The following is a 13027-nucleotide window of genomic DNA, read 5'->3' as shown; positions in this document are numbered from 1 at the left end:
TTAGTAAAAGCACTCTTTCGAGTGCTCATTTTATGCAGATACAGTTGCTTTATCCTTACGGAATATGCCCATTAATCCACCGATTAATAATAATACGCCTGGTAATAAGTAAATTATAGAAATACAAATAAATCCACCGATAGCAGCCACAGTCATCATAATACCGCCAACCTTCGCTTTACTTCTTACCATAACAGATCCAACAATTCCTAAGATTGATAGAGCCACAGCTCCCCAACCTAAGCCAATAACAGTATTTGCTCCATCAGCTTCAAAAGCAGCTCCCATACCGCCGATTAATAAAGCAACAAATGCACAAATAATACCAAAAATACCTCCAATAAGACCTAATACAAATTCAGCTGTTCTTTTCATCTTAATCTCTCCTTATTTAGCAACTTCAAATTCAAATTTCACTGATTTCTCGTCAAATGTAAATGTAGGTTTAAATGTACCAACAAACTTATCGCCTTCTGGTACATCAAATAACATTTTGTTTGTAATTTGGTTACCTGGCGCAATATTTTCGTTTATAAACGTATTTTCCCCACCAAAGTACTCTTTGAATTGGTTGCCGTTAGTATCAGCAATTTTTAATTCAGAAGTTCCAAAATATATATCTTTTTTGCCATTATTTTTAGCATTAAAAGCGATTTCTAGTACTTTCCCTTTTTCAGCTTTTACGTATTCGTTAGGCTCAACGAATTTAGCTGAACTGAAAGTAAGTTGTAGGCCATTAACTTCTACCGTATCTCCAATTTTATAAATCTTGCTTTCAGCTTTTTCCTTTTTATCTTTCTTTTCAGCCTGTTTAGGAGCATCGTTTTTACTCACTTCTTTAACTTCAGTTTCACCACAAGCAGCTAAACTAAAAGCAAGTGCACCTGTTAAAGCGATAGTACCCAATTTTTTATACATTTCTTTTCCTCCGATTATGTAAAATGTAAGATTTCCGAAACTATCATAACAGAAACAGTTACAACTTTTTTGTCATATTTTGTCGAGGGAAATAAAAAAAGACGCTATATCAGTAGCGTCTTTTCTCATTTTATTAATGTCCACCGTGTCCTTGACCACTTTCCTGAACAATTTCTAACCTCTCATCTAGTATTCCTTGTGTTTCAAATGAAATATCACTCGTACTTCCTAATAAGAAGCCATGATTATATGGTCCAAGTGTTGGATCATCTTTAAACTTCGGCTGAATAGTAGCAAGGAAGTCATACACTGGTTGTGAAGCTTTCCCTTCTTCTAACAAGACAACAGGTGCGTGTTTACCCATATGTGAAAAAGGTGCTCCAGCAACTGCTAAATCTGGTGTTTTGCTTGAAACAAATGATAAACCGTGACCAGGTTTTGTGAATCCCCAGCCAAATTTTGTTTTTTCATCTTTAAATTTAGCGAACGCAATCGAGTTTTCTGTAGGGGTCTCTCCACTAATACGCGTTACTTTCCCGTATTTGCTTAACTCTTTTTCTACTTCTTTTGAAACAATTTTTTCTGGCCCTAATACATATATATTTGCTTTATCTTTTCTCATTTTTAATGCCTCTATTGTCGCTTCTGGCACTTTATTCTTTTCTGTATAGAGTAGTGGTTCCGGCATATGAGAAATCCAATTTACAGCGGGTGTTGTATATAAACGTCCTTCTTCTGCAGACGAACCGATAATAACACTATTTGGGTAGCTTCCTGTTATATCGGCATACTCCTTATCAACATCCTTCGCAAATATAGCTGGGTCCGTTTCTTTTATTTGTTTTACTTTATAACCTTTCAATTGTTCAAGCGCGCTAGTACCTACATCTCCCATCACCATAATTTGTGTTCCATCTTTCGTTCCGATTGGATTTAATCGTTTTATTTCTTTTAACGTCATTTCCGGTATCTTTTCTTTTTCTATAAATAAAATCGGCCCGTTATTCGGATGATGAATAAGGTCTGCACTCGCAATACCTAATTGCCACTCGCTTGCTGGTACTAAAATAACAGCACCTGGCTGGTTCTCTTTATGGGTTGCTGGCCATATCGTTTGCGAAGTTAACACTGCCATTTTTAGGGGGTCATTTGTATTTAACCTCGTTACATTTTTTAGACTTGTCGTTAATAAATCATTCGATGCCCCTTCGTTCATTTCTTTTGGCGCGGTTACTTCCTGATTCATTTTCATTTCCTTTTGCTCTGTTTTCTTCTCTTTTGTAGATTCATGATTTTTATGGTCTGTATTCGTTTGCCCACATGCAGCAAGACCAACTGCTGTAATTATTGTTATCCCAAAAATTCGGGTCATTTTTTTCACTATACCGCCTCCGTATTAATCATTTTTGAGCCAATATGATTACCTAAAATGTAATTTCAACTCCACAATAACAAGCAATTCTGAAGAAATTATGCAGACACATCATAATCTGCACCATTTCTTCATGATTTTGCATTACACTTTAAGTAACGATTATAAATATGGAGGGCTCTCTATGATTGATATACTGCTCGTAGACGATGAACCGAGAATGCTTGAATTATTAACGCTTTATCTTACTCCAATTGGATATAACTGCGTATGTGCGACTTCCGGAGAAGAAGCTATTTTACATATAGAAAATCGAAACTTTAAATTTGTTTTACTCGATATTATGATGCCAAAGATGGACGGATGGGAAACGTGCAAAAGAATCCGTTCATTTAGTAACGTTCCTATTATTATGGTTACCGCTCGTGATCAAACAGTAGATGTCATCCAAGGATTAAAACTCGGAGCGGATGATTACGTAACGAAACCTTTCCATGAAGAAGAACTTTTCGCAAGAATTGAAGCCGTTTTAAGACGTACAAATGAACATAAACAAATCCAATATCACGGTATTGTATGGGATGAAACAAAACACTTCGCTTCTGTACATAATGAAGAACTTCTTCTCACACCGATCGAATTCTCTTTACTCGGGTTATTTTTACGCCATGTGAATTATGTATTAAGCCGTGATCAGCTCATTGAACGAATTTGGGGATTAAACACAAATACAGAAGATCGCACAGTCGATTCACATATTCGTAATTTGCGTGATAAATTGCGAAAAGCAAATTTCCCTATTGATCATCATTTAAAAACCGTGTATGGAGTAGGTTATCGATGGATTGATACCGAACATTAAGGAGCAAAGTGATGAAACGAATCTCTATTCAATTCGGATTTTATTTTTTAATTGTCACACTTTTAATTGAAAGTGTTCTATTTGTATTGCTCTATTATAGTCTCGTAAACACTAGAGTAAATGAAGAAATGACTGCTTTATTAAAACGTGGAAACAGTCATCGTGATGTACTTGAAAAATATTATGATAAGCAAACAATCTCTCACGTAGCACTAATGGAATCTGAAGCTGAAACAACTGTCGTTATTACAAATACAAATAAAGAAATACTAGCTAAATCTAACGAAATAAACACGACTATAAACGATCATATTAGTAAAATGCAAACTCGAACAGACCATAATGGAGCGATTATAGAAAATCATTGGAAAACATCTAATTATATATGTACAGTTAGCCCTATTGTAGTCGATGGAAAACATGAAGGCTATGTGTACATGTTTCTTGGAACAGAATCAATTGAAAAGTTGGTTAATGGATTAACGAAACAATTCATTATTGCTGGTGCCATCACGTTTCTACTCACAGTCATCACAATTTTCCTATTATCACGTTTATTAACAAAGCCATTGTTACACATGAAACATGCAACTGAAAAAATGAGTAAAGGCGATTTGTCCGTTTCATTAACGACTACTCGAAATGATGAAATTGGTGAACTAGCATCATCTATTCAAACGCTCGCAAATGATTTACATTATATGAAAACAGAGCGAAGTGAATTTCTAGCAAGTGTTGCTCACGAATTACGAACACCGTTAACATACGTACGAGGTTATGCTGACATTGCTTTAAAAGAAAGCACCCCTCCTGAACAACGTTTGCGATATTTATCAATTATAAAAGACGAGTCTGATTACATTACAAACTTAGTTCAAGATTTATTTTCACTTGCACAAATAGAACAACATAGCTTTTCTATTCAAGTAAAGGAAGTGCATTTACACACCTTCCTTACTCGCATAGCTGAAAAAGTAAACGCCATGTATAAAGAAAGATACATTAAAGTTTCTTTCTCTTGTTCTCCTACATTGCTAGTAAACTTAGATGAACAGCGATTCGAACAAGTGATAGTGAACATTTTAAATAACGCTTATAGACATTCAAAAGAACATTCTCATATAAACATTTCTATTACAGACGAACATAAACGTATCTCCATTACAATTGAAGATGAAGGCGAAGGTATTCCACCTGAAGACCTCCCTCACATTTTTGACCGCTTTTACCGTGTCGATAAAGCAAGATCACGATCTACAGGCGGAACTGGTTTAGGACTCTCTATCGTGAAGGAAATTGTAGAACTACACGGCGGAAATATTACTGTAACGAGCGAAGTCGATTACGGGTCTTGCTTTATAGTTTCATTACCATCCATAAAGAAACACGACTATCATCAATAGTCGTGTTTTTTTATCACTTTACTTTATAATATAAATTTACAAATTGCCCAAAACGTTTCGTATCCGTTAAAATTAAATTGATTTCCGGATTCTTGTCTTGAAATAACGGAACTCCAGAACCTAATATATGCGGTGTAATTGTAACAACATATTCATCAATTAGATTATTCTTAAAGAACTCTCTCAGTAGACTCCCTCCACCGACCATCCATATTTTAGATCCTTCTTGTGATTTTAACCTTTTTGTAAACTCCACTACATCTTCATTTACAAACTCCACGTGTTCATTTGAACCTTTTTGTGAGTTAGAAAAAACATAACATTTTTTATCTAAATACGGGAATGTTTCCATATGCTCTACTACATAATCGTACGTTCTTTTTCCCATAATTATTGTATCAATCGTTTCGTACATTTCTGTATAACCGTTATCTCCCTCTCCTTCGGTTTCCATTAACCACTGTAAATCATCATCTTCTTTCGCAATATATCCATCCAAGCTAGCGGCTATAAATAAAACTATTTCACGTGACATATTTTTTCCTCCTTACATCTCATCTTGATAACATTATGCTGTAAACAATATACTAACAATAAAACACGACAATTTATGTCATGTTTAAAAAGAAAAAAGGTGATACATTTGTCAAAAGCTAAACGCTTATTAGATATTCTTATATTTGCTTCTGCAAAAAAAGCATTTACAGCTCAAGAAATAGCTGATGAATTTAATATTTCCGTTCGTACTGTCCACAGATACATTTTAGATTTAAGTGATATGGGATTACCTATTTATGCAGAACAAGGTCGTAATGGAGGATATAAAGTATTAACGAATAAAGTCATTCCCCCTATTTTATTTACTGAAGAAGAAGCGGTATCCATCTTTTTTGCTTTTCAATCTTTAAGTTACTATCGAGACTTACCTTTTAACACAGAAATCAATTCCGTTACGCATAAACTGTATAGCTCTCTACAACATGATGCGAAAGTGAAAGTTAATAAAATACGTTCTTATATCGCTTTTTGGAATCCGAAGAGAACAATTGATACACCTCTATTAAACGCAGTGTTAAGTGCGGCTATTGAAAATAAAAATTTACACTTTCAATACGAATCTAAATCGGGGATAAAAACAAAACATGTTCATCCTATCGGTGTATACGCTCATGATGGGCTATGGTACTTACCATCCTATGACTTCAGGAGAAAAAAAGTATTACTGTATCGTGTTGATCGTATTCTTTCTATATTATCAACAGAAAAAAATGAAAGTACGTTCATGAATTTAGAAGAATGGTTTACCTCTAGCTCTAACGTAGTGCACATTCCTACCCAATTACATGTTTTACTAACGACAGAAGGCGTGCGCCAATGTAAAAGTGTTCCTTACCTTGAAGAATTCGTGGTAATAAACGAAGACGGGACAGGATATATACATTCAACAATTGATAAAGGCGAAATCAACTTTATTACCCCTTTATTTTATAGACTTGGAAAAGATGCACGAATTTTAGAACCGAAAGAATTGATAGATGGTTTACTTATGCGTGCGAAAGAAGTTTTACATATGTATGAAGACGAAAAAAGCTGCTAAATATAAGCAGCTTTTTTCGTCCCGTTGTTCCTATTGTTTTATTATTGACGAATGTCAAACCACCAACGATTTTTCGAATTCATATTCTCAGTTCCACTAAAACCACTGTAACGGAAAGCATCAAGGAAAATTGAATCTAGTTTATCCTCATCCACAAAATAACCTAAATTAACTTTCATCGTTTGGCCAGGTAGGATACTGCCAATATTGTAGAAGCTTTTCCCATCTCCGTGAGGCTCTAAATAATCAACTTCTCCCGTCATAATACGCGTTGCATCCATTCCCTCTTCTTTAGCGTATTTCCATGCATTCCCTTCAAATTTAAGCTGCTTTATGGATGGATGCATATAGATTTCTTCTGTCGCCTGTTTACCAATGTTTCTCACTGTTGTTGTCAAGTAGACAAATTTAACATTAACTAATTGCGAATCTACTAATGTATCAATTGAATCTTTACCATTCCCTAATTTATATACATCCCGTCTGTACGATAGCAGTTTTCCCGTCTGATCTAAAGCCTTCTTCTTGCTTAATATCCCTAGGCCAAGTTCATTAAAGTTCTCTTGTTTAAAATCTTTAATCGAATCAAAAACTTCAACTTTTTCTATCACATATTCAATTTGGCTGTTATCCATAGATATCGTTACTGGAACCTTTTGCCCTATATGAAATAGTCGTTTGCTATCTTTTTTCAAAGGAATCACTTTAGATTTTTTAGGTTCATCTGCTTGGCTAAAATACTTTTTATCATAATTTGATATATGTGATGCCTTTTCTTTTGACGTGGGCTCAAGTGAAATATTCCCTAAGACATCTATCATTTGTTCTTCATTTATATCTGATCCAATAAAACTTTCTAACATAATCCCTTCTTTCTCAAAAAAGAGAAAGACCTTCCTATCAAACATTACATTGTTGTTTCCAGTTTCTTTATGAACAATTACTGCTTTCTTGCCACCTATCTCTTTTTCTTCGTAGCTTTTTGAATATAAAGTTTGAAAGTCCGCATTTTCCCCTACTCTCCAAAGACTAAATGAAAAGCCTCCATTTGCGTCGTTATCTTTAAATGAATATTTCATAGCAGAGTCATCAATTGCTTCCATATTTTCTGGTAATTTATCAATTTTCAGCTTATACCACTTATCAGCCTTTTTCGTGTCCTTATTTGTTACCGACACATTTACTTCATAATTTTGTTTTTGAACAATCATATTATAGACTTTTACTGCACCAAAAACGGTTGTCGGCATACCAATCAATAAGCAGGCAGCAGCGATTAACATACGATGTCTTTTACTCTTTTTCTGTGGTCGCTCGTCCTTCAGCTTCATTTCCTCCATAAACAGTTTCTTTTTGCGCGTATATGTATGTGAAAATTCATGTTGTTCTTCGGATTTATCAAAATCATCTAAAGCAATTTTTTCAGCAAGTTCATATATTTCTTTGGAGTTCTTTGAATTCGTCATGTTGTATACCTCCTATCATATTTTGGACTCGTTTTCGAGCGCGTTCAAACTGCTTGCGGACATTAGCCTCCGTAATCCCCATTACACTTGAAATTTCTTGATACGTTAAGTTATAGAAGACTTTGTACTTAAACACCTGTCTGTTAGATTCATTTAACTCTTTTAGCAATGTATCAATTTGAACCTCAGACATTTTACGTTTTTCCCACTCTTCAATATTTTCATCTACTGCTTCTATTGATTCTCTTTCATATTCTTCTAAAAATGTTTCATGTCGTTTATTTTTCCGGTAACTATCAATCGCCTTGTTTTTCGCGATCCTCAAAATATAGCGTTTAAGCTCTTCAGTGCTCAAGCTATGGAGCTTTTCCAATTTCTTATAAAGAGTAATAAACGTCTCTTGAACCGCATCTTCAGCCTGTTGAATATTATTTAAAATAGAATACGCTACATAATAAATTTTTTGTTCGTACAACTCGTATAGCTCTTCCATCTTTTCATAATCGTTATTTGTAACTTTCATATAATTCCTCCTCTCACTCTATATAACGAATGAGCACTGTACTTTGTGACACTGCAAAATCTTTTTATAGATAAAATTTAATAATAGAATAAACAAAAGCCCAATTTCTCTATTGTAACTGAGAAATTGGGCTTTTGTTTATTAGAATTTTCCTGACTGTATCTCTAAGAAAAATTCTTTTACACCTTTTCAATATGCAGTATTTGCTCTATCGCTTCTTTTAACAAATTCTTTGTCTCTTCAAAGTTATGATTCTTCTTTTCCTCCGGTTGCACCGTATAAAACTCAGCAAACGAACGCTCTTTATATCTTGGTACGACATGCATATGGTAATGTGTTAACTCGTTAAATACTCCACCATTTTGACAAACTGTAATTCCATCTGGTTTATATAATGCCTTAATCGCTTTTGCAATCAGCTTAGAAGCATCCATAATTGATCTTGCTACAACGTCATCTAATTCTTCTACTTCTACAACATGTTGCTTTGGCACAATTAAAGTATGTCCTGGGTAGAAAGGCGCATGATCTAAAAAGCAAGTTACATAATCATCTTCATATACTTTATATATTTTTTCCTCTTCGTTTGCTAATTTACAACCTAAACAGTCCACTACACTTTCCCCTCTTTCTAAAAACATAAAAACGTGAGAATACGGCTCTCACGTTTTTATGTTTCATTTTATTAGTTCAATTGTTTCCGTAACCTTTATACTATCTTTTACAGATTGAACAATCGTACAATTTTTCACTGCAAGCTGCAATGCTTTGTCCAACTGCTCTTCTGTAATGTTTTCCGCTTTAATTTTATATTGCAAATGAACACTTTCAACTGGTTTGGATAAAGCTTCACTTCTACCAATTTCAGTTTCGATCGTAAACGTATCGTATGTAATACGTTTCTTTTCTAAAATTGTTCGAAAGACAATTGCACTACATCCTGCGATAGAAGAAACGAGTAATTGTAACGGTGAATACCCGTTTTCTTTTCCAATCGCTAATTGAGCGTACGATAAATCTGCCTTTATATCATCGTGTTTGATTGTTAGTTTCATTTGTTTTGTCCATCTCCACTTTCATCGGTTTCTGCTGTTTCTTACTCATATAATAATAATATATATAGCAGAAAATGATAAATGGAATACCGCAGTATAACGCCATTCTTTGTTCAGGAATAAACGCTAAACTAATAACAACGATGCTATTTGTAATTAAAGCTAAAATTGGAACAATCGGATATAGTGGTGTTCTATACTTTAAGTCCTCTAACTTTCCTCCACCTTTTATATACTGACTTCTAAAGCGAAGTTGCGATAGAGCAATAATGATCCAACTTGAAACAGCCGATAAACCAGCTATCGATAATAAGTACATGTATACTGTATCTTCTGCAAGGAAACTTGTGAATAGGGATAATCCAGCTACCGCAATCGTTACGACTAGCGCTGTAATTGGAATACCACGTTTATTTACTTTCTTGAAAGAAGTTGGTGCCATTCCTTCATTTGCAAGTGACCATAATATACGTGTCGCTGCATATAATCCAGAGTTCGCTACAGATAATAACGCAGTAATAATAACAAAGTTCATAATATCAGCTGCATATGGAATACCGATTTTATCAAATACAACTACGAATGGACTTTCAATTACGCCTGCTTCCTTCCAAGAAATTAATCCTACTAAAATTGTCATTGTTAAAATGAAGAATAACATAATGCGCCATACTGTATTACGGATCGCACGTGGAATTGTTTTTTCTGGATTTTCACTTTCTCCCGCTGCAATCCCGATTAACTCTGTTCCTTGGAACGAGAAGTTAACTGTAATCATTGTAAGTAATACGGCAGCTAGTCCATTCGGGAAAAGTCCACCATCGCTTACAAAGTTAGAGAAAAGAGGTGCTGCTTCTTTTCCGTCATATGATATAAATCCTAATAATGCACTACCACCAAGAACAACAAATGCAAGGATTGTAATTACTTTAATACTAGAAAACCAAAATTCTAATTCAGCGTAGCTTTTCGCTGAGATAGCATTTGACGCATATAGAATAACGCCGAATACAAGGCACCATACCCAAACATCAACATTTGGAAACCATCTTTTCATCATTAAACCTATTGACGTTAATTCTAGACCCACTGTTACTGCCCAGCCGAGCCAGTATAACCAACCAATCATAAAGCCTGTTCCTGGTCCAATAAACTTCGTTGCATACTTTTGGAAAGATCCCGAAACCGGCATTGCTACCGTTAACTCTCCAAGACAAAGCATTGTTAAATACATAATAAATCCGCCTACTAAATATGAAAGGATGGCCCCCCCTGGTCCAGCCTGATTAATGGTGTAACCCGAACCTAAGAAAAAACCAGTTCCAATTACACCACCAAGTGCGATCATAAATAAATGTCTACTCTTCATCGTACGATGTAATTTCTCATTCGTTGGTTGCTGCATCTAAATCCTCCCCCTACAAATACCCCTATATCTTGTTAAAATTTTCTGATAATAAAAATATACACGAAAGCGATTACATTTTCTATATAAAATTAAAACTTTTCTGATAAAATAATATAAAAAATCTAATTATAGCTAGATTTAGATTCTATTTAGAGGAAAATAAGGAGAAACAAGGAAAAACCCTTACATATATTGTAAGGGTTAACGAAGTTCTAATCTTCTGGATAAAATTGATAAACTATAATTTACGATAAAGTACATACAAGCTACTACCATAAACGTTGGAATCATATAATTCACATTTTGTCCGCTAATAATTTGAGCATTATGCATAAGCTCTGGCAGTGATATAACAACTGCTAATGCTGTATCTTTCAGCAATGAAATAAATTGACTGACAAGCGGTGGAACCATTCTCCTTAATGCTTGTGGTAAAATGATATGCCAAAGCGCTTGCACATACGTTAATCCTGAAGATCTTGCGGCCTCAATTTGTCCTTTTTCAATCGATAATAGACCACTTCGAACAATTTCAGATATCATTGCTGCTTCAAATATTGTTAAAGCAACAATTACAGCTGTTATAATTTCTAATTTCAAGCCTGCTTCTGGTAGTGCAAAATACGTGAAAAATATAATCAAAAGTAGTGGTAAATTTCGAATTACTTCAACGATAATTCCTAATACTTGTGAGACGACAGGTATTTTCATGTAGCGCAATATCCCTATTACACTACCAATAATAAAGCTAAGTACAATTGCTACGAGCGCTACCTCTAACGTTATAAGTAATCCTTTTAATAAAAATAGAATATGATCCCCTGTAATTGCTCCCTTAAAATCCATTTACACCGCCTCCTTTGCTAAGCGTTTTTCTAAATAACGCACTAGCATACTGAGCGGAATTGTTAATATTAAATAAAACATCCCGACAAATATATATACATCAAACGTAACAAACGTCTTCGTTGAAATTAAATCTCCTTGATACATTAAATCAGCACCAGCAATAATTCCAAGTATTGAGGAGTTTTTAACTAAATTGAGAAACTGGTTTCCTAAAGGGGGAATTACAATTTTCATAGCTTGAGGTAAAACGACATGGTACATTGCTTGCGTATAAGTCAATCCTGAGGAACGTGCTGCTTCCATCTGACCTTTCTCGACTGATAGAATACCAGCGCGAATAACTTCCGCAATAAACGCTGCTGTATATACGGTAAGCGTAACTGTTCCTGCTACAAAACCATTTAAAGTAATTCCTATTACAGGTAACGCGAAATAAAATATAAATGCAATTAATACGAGTGGAATATTTCTTACAAACTCTACAAAAGCTGAACCTACCCAATTTAAAATACGAATCGGTGCGATGCGCATTACTGCCAAAATTACTCCTAAAATAAAACTGCCTATCAATGCAATTACACTAGACATAACTGTATATTTAAATCCTTCTAAATACATATCAATGTTATTCGTTAATATAGAAAAATCAGGCACATATTCTCCCCTCTTTCTTTACAAGAAGAGGATGAGCACTCTCATCCTCTCACTTTTACTATTTATCAAGAAAAATAAAGTTTCACTTTACTTCTCTTGTTTTTGACCGATCCATTTTTCATACAATTTATCGTATTCCCCGCTCGCCTTCATATCTTTTAGTAAGTTATTAATCTCTTTCGTTAAATCGTCTGCACCTTTTTGCACTGCAATTCCGTACGGTTCATCTGTAAAAATTTTTCCTACTACTTCATAATTAGAATCTTGTTTTGCCATTCCGTAAAGGATTGCATTATCTGTCGTTAACACATCACCTTTACCTGCCTTTAACGCTGTAAATGCCTCACTATAATTTTCAAATTCTAATACAGTCGCTTCTGGTGACTTTTGACGAATGTTATTTGTAGATGTTGATCCTTTTACAGCTAATACTTTAACGCCTTGTTTTATATCATCGATGCTCTTAATATTGCTTCCTTTTTTCACAAGTAACGATTGTCCGGCTTTAAAATATACATCTGAGAAATCCACTTCTTTTTTGCGCTCTTCCGTAATTGTCATTGTCGCAATAATTGCATCAATATCACCATTTTTCAGCATTGGAATACGTGTTTTAGACGTTACTTCTTTCAGCTCTAGCTTCTTTTCATCTCCAAGAATTTTTTTCGCAAGTGCCTTCGCAACATCAACATCGAATCCTTCTACTTGCCCTGTTGAAGGATTTTTTAATCCAAATAAATTCGTATCATTCTTCACCCCGACTACTAATTTTCCTCGTTTCTTAATTTGCTCAACAGCCCCGCCTTGCTTCGTATTTGTTTCCTTTGCCTCATCTTTCTTACTTCCGCATCCAGCAACAACAAGCACGAATAAACATGAAAATACGATTAAAGTAAATAACTTTTTCATTTTAAGCATGG

At 34.6% G+C, this 13027-nt stretch carries 15 protein-coding genes; 3 read left to right on the top strand and 12 right to left on the bottom strand.

Annotated elements, in window-relative coordinates; translation table 11 throughout:
* Window positions 1–30 precede the first annotated feature (30 nt).
* From NZ044_RS03565 to NZ044_RS03555, 3 genes are all read right to left on the bottom strand, one after another.
* Entirely contained in the window at window positions 31–375 is a 345-nt protein-coding gene (locus tag NZ044_RS03565; protein ID WP_000831286.1) for a DUF4064 domain-containing protein, read from the bottom strand.
* Between the two features lie 12 nt (window positions 376–387).
* A complete protein-coding gene (locus tag NZ044_RS03560) occupies window positions 388–918 on the bottom strand; it encodes a DUF4352 domain-containing protein (protein WP_000277056.1) in 531 nt (176 codons plus the stop codon).
* Window positions 919–1051: 133 nt separating this feature from the next.
* A complete protein-coding gene (locus NZ044_RS03555) occupies window positions 1052–2299 on the bottom strand; it encodes a hypothetical protein (RefSeq protein ID WP_000738865.1) in 1248 nt (415 codons plus the stop codon).
* 175 nt (window positions 2300–2474) lie between these two features.
* Between NZ044_RS03555 and NZ044_RS03550 the strand changes: the two genes are divergently transcribed.
* The gene (locus NZ044_RS03550; RefSeq protein ID WP_000565487.1) at window positions 2475–3152 is read left to right on the top strand and encodes a response regulator transcription factor; all 678 of its coding nucleotides are present in this window, start codon (window positions 2475–2477) and stop codon (window positions 3150–3152) included.
* Window positions 3153–3163: 11 nt separating this feature from the next.
* Window positions 3164–4555 (top strand): sensor histidine kinase, encoded by a 1392-nt coding sequence (locus NZ044_RS03545; RefSeq protein ID WP_000822549.1) that lies wholly within the window; start codon window positions 3164–3166, stop codon window positions 4553–4555.
* 13 nt (window positions 4556–4568) lie between these two features.
* Here NZ044_RS03545 and NZ044_RS03540 read toward each other — a convergent pair whose 3' ends face one another.
* Window positions 4569–5090 (bottom strand): dihydrofolate reductase family protein, encoded by a 522-nt coding sequence (locus NZ044_RS03540; RefSeq protein WP_097891595.1) that lies wholly within the window; start codon window positions 5088–5090, stop codon window positions 4569–4571.
* Window positions 5091–5165: 75 nt separating this feature from the next.
* Between NZ044_RS03540 and NZ044_RS03535 the strand changes: the two genes are divergently transcribed.
* Window positions 5166–6152, top strand: coding sequence for a helix-turn-helix transcriptional regulator (locus NZ044_RS03535; RefSeq protein WP_114365429.1), 987 nt, complete (start codon window positions 5166–5168; stop codon window positions 6150–6152).
* Window positions 6153–6193: 41 nt separating this feature from the next.
* Here NZ044_RS03535 and NZ044_RS03530 read toward each other — a convergent pair whose 3' ends face one another.
* From NZ044_RS03530 to glnH, 8 genes are all read right to left on the bottom strand, one after another.
* Window positions 6194–7618, bottom strand: coding sequence for a DUF4367 domain-containing protein (locus NZ044_RS03530; protein WP_000185125.1), 1425 nt, complete (start codon window positions 7616–7618; stop codon window positions 6194–6196).
* Entirely contained in the window at window positions 7584–8141 is a 558-nt protein-coding gene (locus NZ044_RS03525; protein ID WP_098505638.1) for an RNA polymerase sigma factor, read from the bottom strand. Before NZ044_RS03525 ends, NZ044_RS03530 begins: the two co-directional genes overlap by 35 nt.
* Window positions 8142–8320: 179 nt before the next feature.
* Window positions 8321–8755, bottom strand: coding sequence for an HIT family protein (locus tag NZ044_RS03520; protein WP_000340518.1), 435 nt, complete (start codon window positions 8753–8755; stop codon window positions 8321–8323).
* Window positions 8756–8818: 63 nt separating this feature from the next.
* Window positions 8819–9196, bottom strand: coding sequence for an OsmC family protein (locus tag NZ044_RS03515; protein WP_000778854.1), 378 nt, complete (start codon window positions 9194–9196; stop codon window positions 8819–8821).
* A complete protein-coding gene (locus NZ044_RS03510) occupies window positions 9171–10601 on the bottom strand; it encodes an amino acid permease (protein ID WP_001187093.1) in 1431 nt (476 codons plus the stop codon). Before NZ044_RS03510 ends, NZ044_RS03515 begins: the two co-directional genes overlap by 26 nt.
* Window positions 10602–10805: 204 nt before the next feature.
* Window positions 10806–11450 carry an amino acid ABC transporter permease gene (locus NZ044_RS03505; RefSeq protein WP_000345975.1) on the bottom strand — a complete coding sequence of 215 codons (645 nt, stop codon included), beginning with the start codon at window positions 11448–11450 and terminating at the stop codon, window positions 10806–10808.
* Complete coding sequence (locus tag NZ044_RS03500) at window positions 11451–12107, bottom strand: amino acid ABC transporter permease (protein ID WP_001112685.1); 657 nt, start codon at window positions 12105–12107, stop codon at window positions 11451–11453.
* An 87-nt stretch (window positions 12108–12194) separates the two neighbouring features.
* Window positions 12195–13025: a glutamine ABC transporter substrate-binding protein GlnH gene (gene glnH, locus NZ044_RS03495; protein WP_000916489.1), complete on the bottom strand. Its 831-nt coding sequence runs from the start codon at window positions 13023–13025 to the stop codon at window positions 12195–12197.
* Between the last annotated feature and the right edge of the window lie 2 nt (window positions 13026–13027).

The organism is Bacillus sp. FSL K6-1338 (assembly GCF_038006965.1).
GTDB classification, from domain to species: Bacteria; Bacillota; Bacilli; order Bacillales; family Bacillaceae_G; genus Bacillus_A; species Bacillus_A thuringiensis_S.
This window is presented reverse-complemented; position numbering and strand designations above follow the sequence as displayed.

Coding starts and splice junctions, on each gene's coding strand:
- NZ044_RS03525 (WP_098505638.1), bottom strand. CDS start 8,141: ATGAAAGTTACAAATAACGATTATGAAAAGATGGAAGAGCTATACGAG.
- NZ044_RS03540 (WP_097891595.1), bottom strand. CDS start 5,090: ATGTCACGTGAAATAGTTTTATTTATAGCCGCTAGCTTGGATGGATAT.
- NZ044_RS03505 (WP_000345975.1), bottom strand. CDS start 11,450: ATGGATTTTAAGGGAGCAATTACAGGGGATCATATTCTATTTTTATTA.
- NZ044_RS03545 (WP_000822549.1), top strand. CDS start 3,164: ATGAAACGAATCTCTATTCAATTCGGATTTTATTTTTTAATTGTCACA.
- NZ044_RS03515 (WP_000778854.1), bottom strand. CDS start 9,196: ATGAAACTAACAATCAAACACGATGATATAAAGGCAGATTTATCGTAC.
- NZ044_RS03530 (WP_000185125.1), bottom strand. CDS start 7,618: ATGACGAATTCAAAGAACTCCAAAGAAATATATGAACTTGCTGAAAAA.
- NZ044_RS03560 (WP_000277056.1), bottom strand. CDS start 918: ATGTATAAAAAATTGGGTACTATCGCTTTAACAGGTGCACTTGCTTTT.
- NZ044_RS03550 (WP_000565487.1), top strand. CDS start 2,475: ATGATTGATATACTGCTCGTAGACGATGAACCGAGAATGCTTGAATTA.
- NZ044_RS03510 (WP_001187093.1), bottom strand. CDS start 10,601: ATGCAGCAACCAACGAATGAGAAATTACATCGTACGATGAAGAGTAGA.
- glnH (WP_000916489.1), bottom strand. CDS start 13,025: ATGCTTAAAATGAAAAAGTTATTTACTTTAATCGTATTTTCATGTTTA.
- NZ044_RS03565 (WP_000831286.1), bottom strand. CDS start 375: ATGAAAAGAACAGCTGAATTTGTATTAGGTCTTATTGGAGGTATTTTT.
- NZ044_RS03535 (WP_114365429.1), top strand. CDS start 5,166: ATGTCATGTTTAAAAAGAAAAAAGGTGATACATTTGTCAAAAGCTAAA.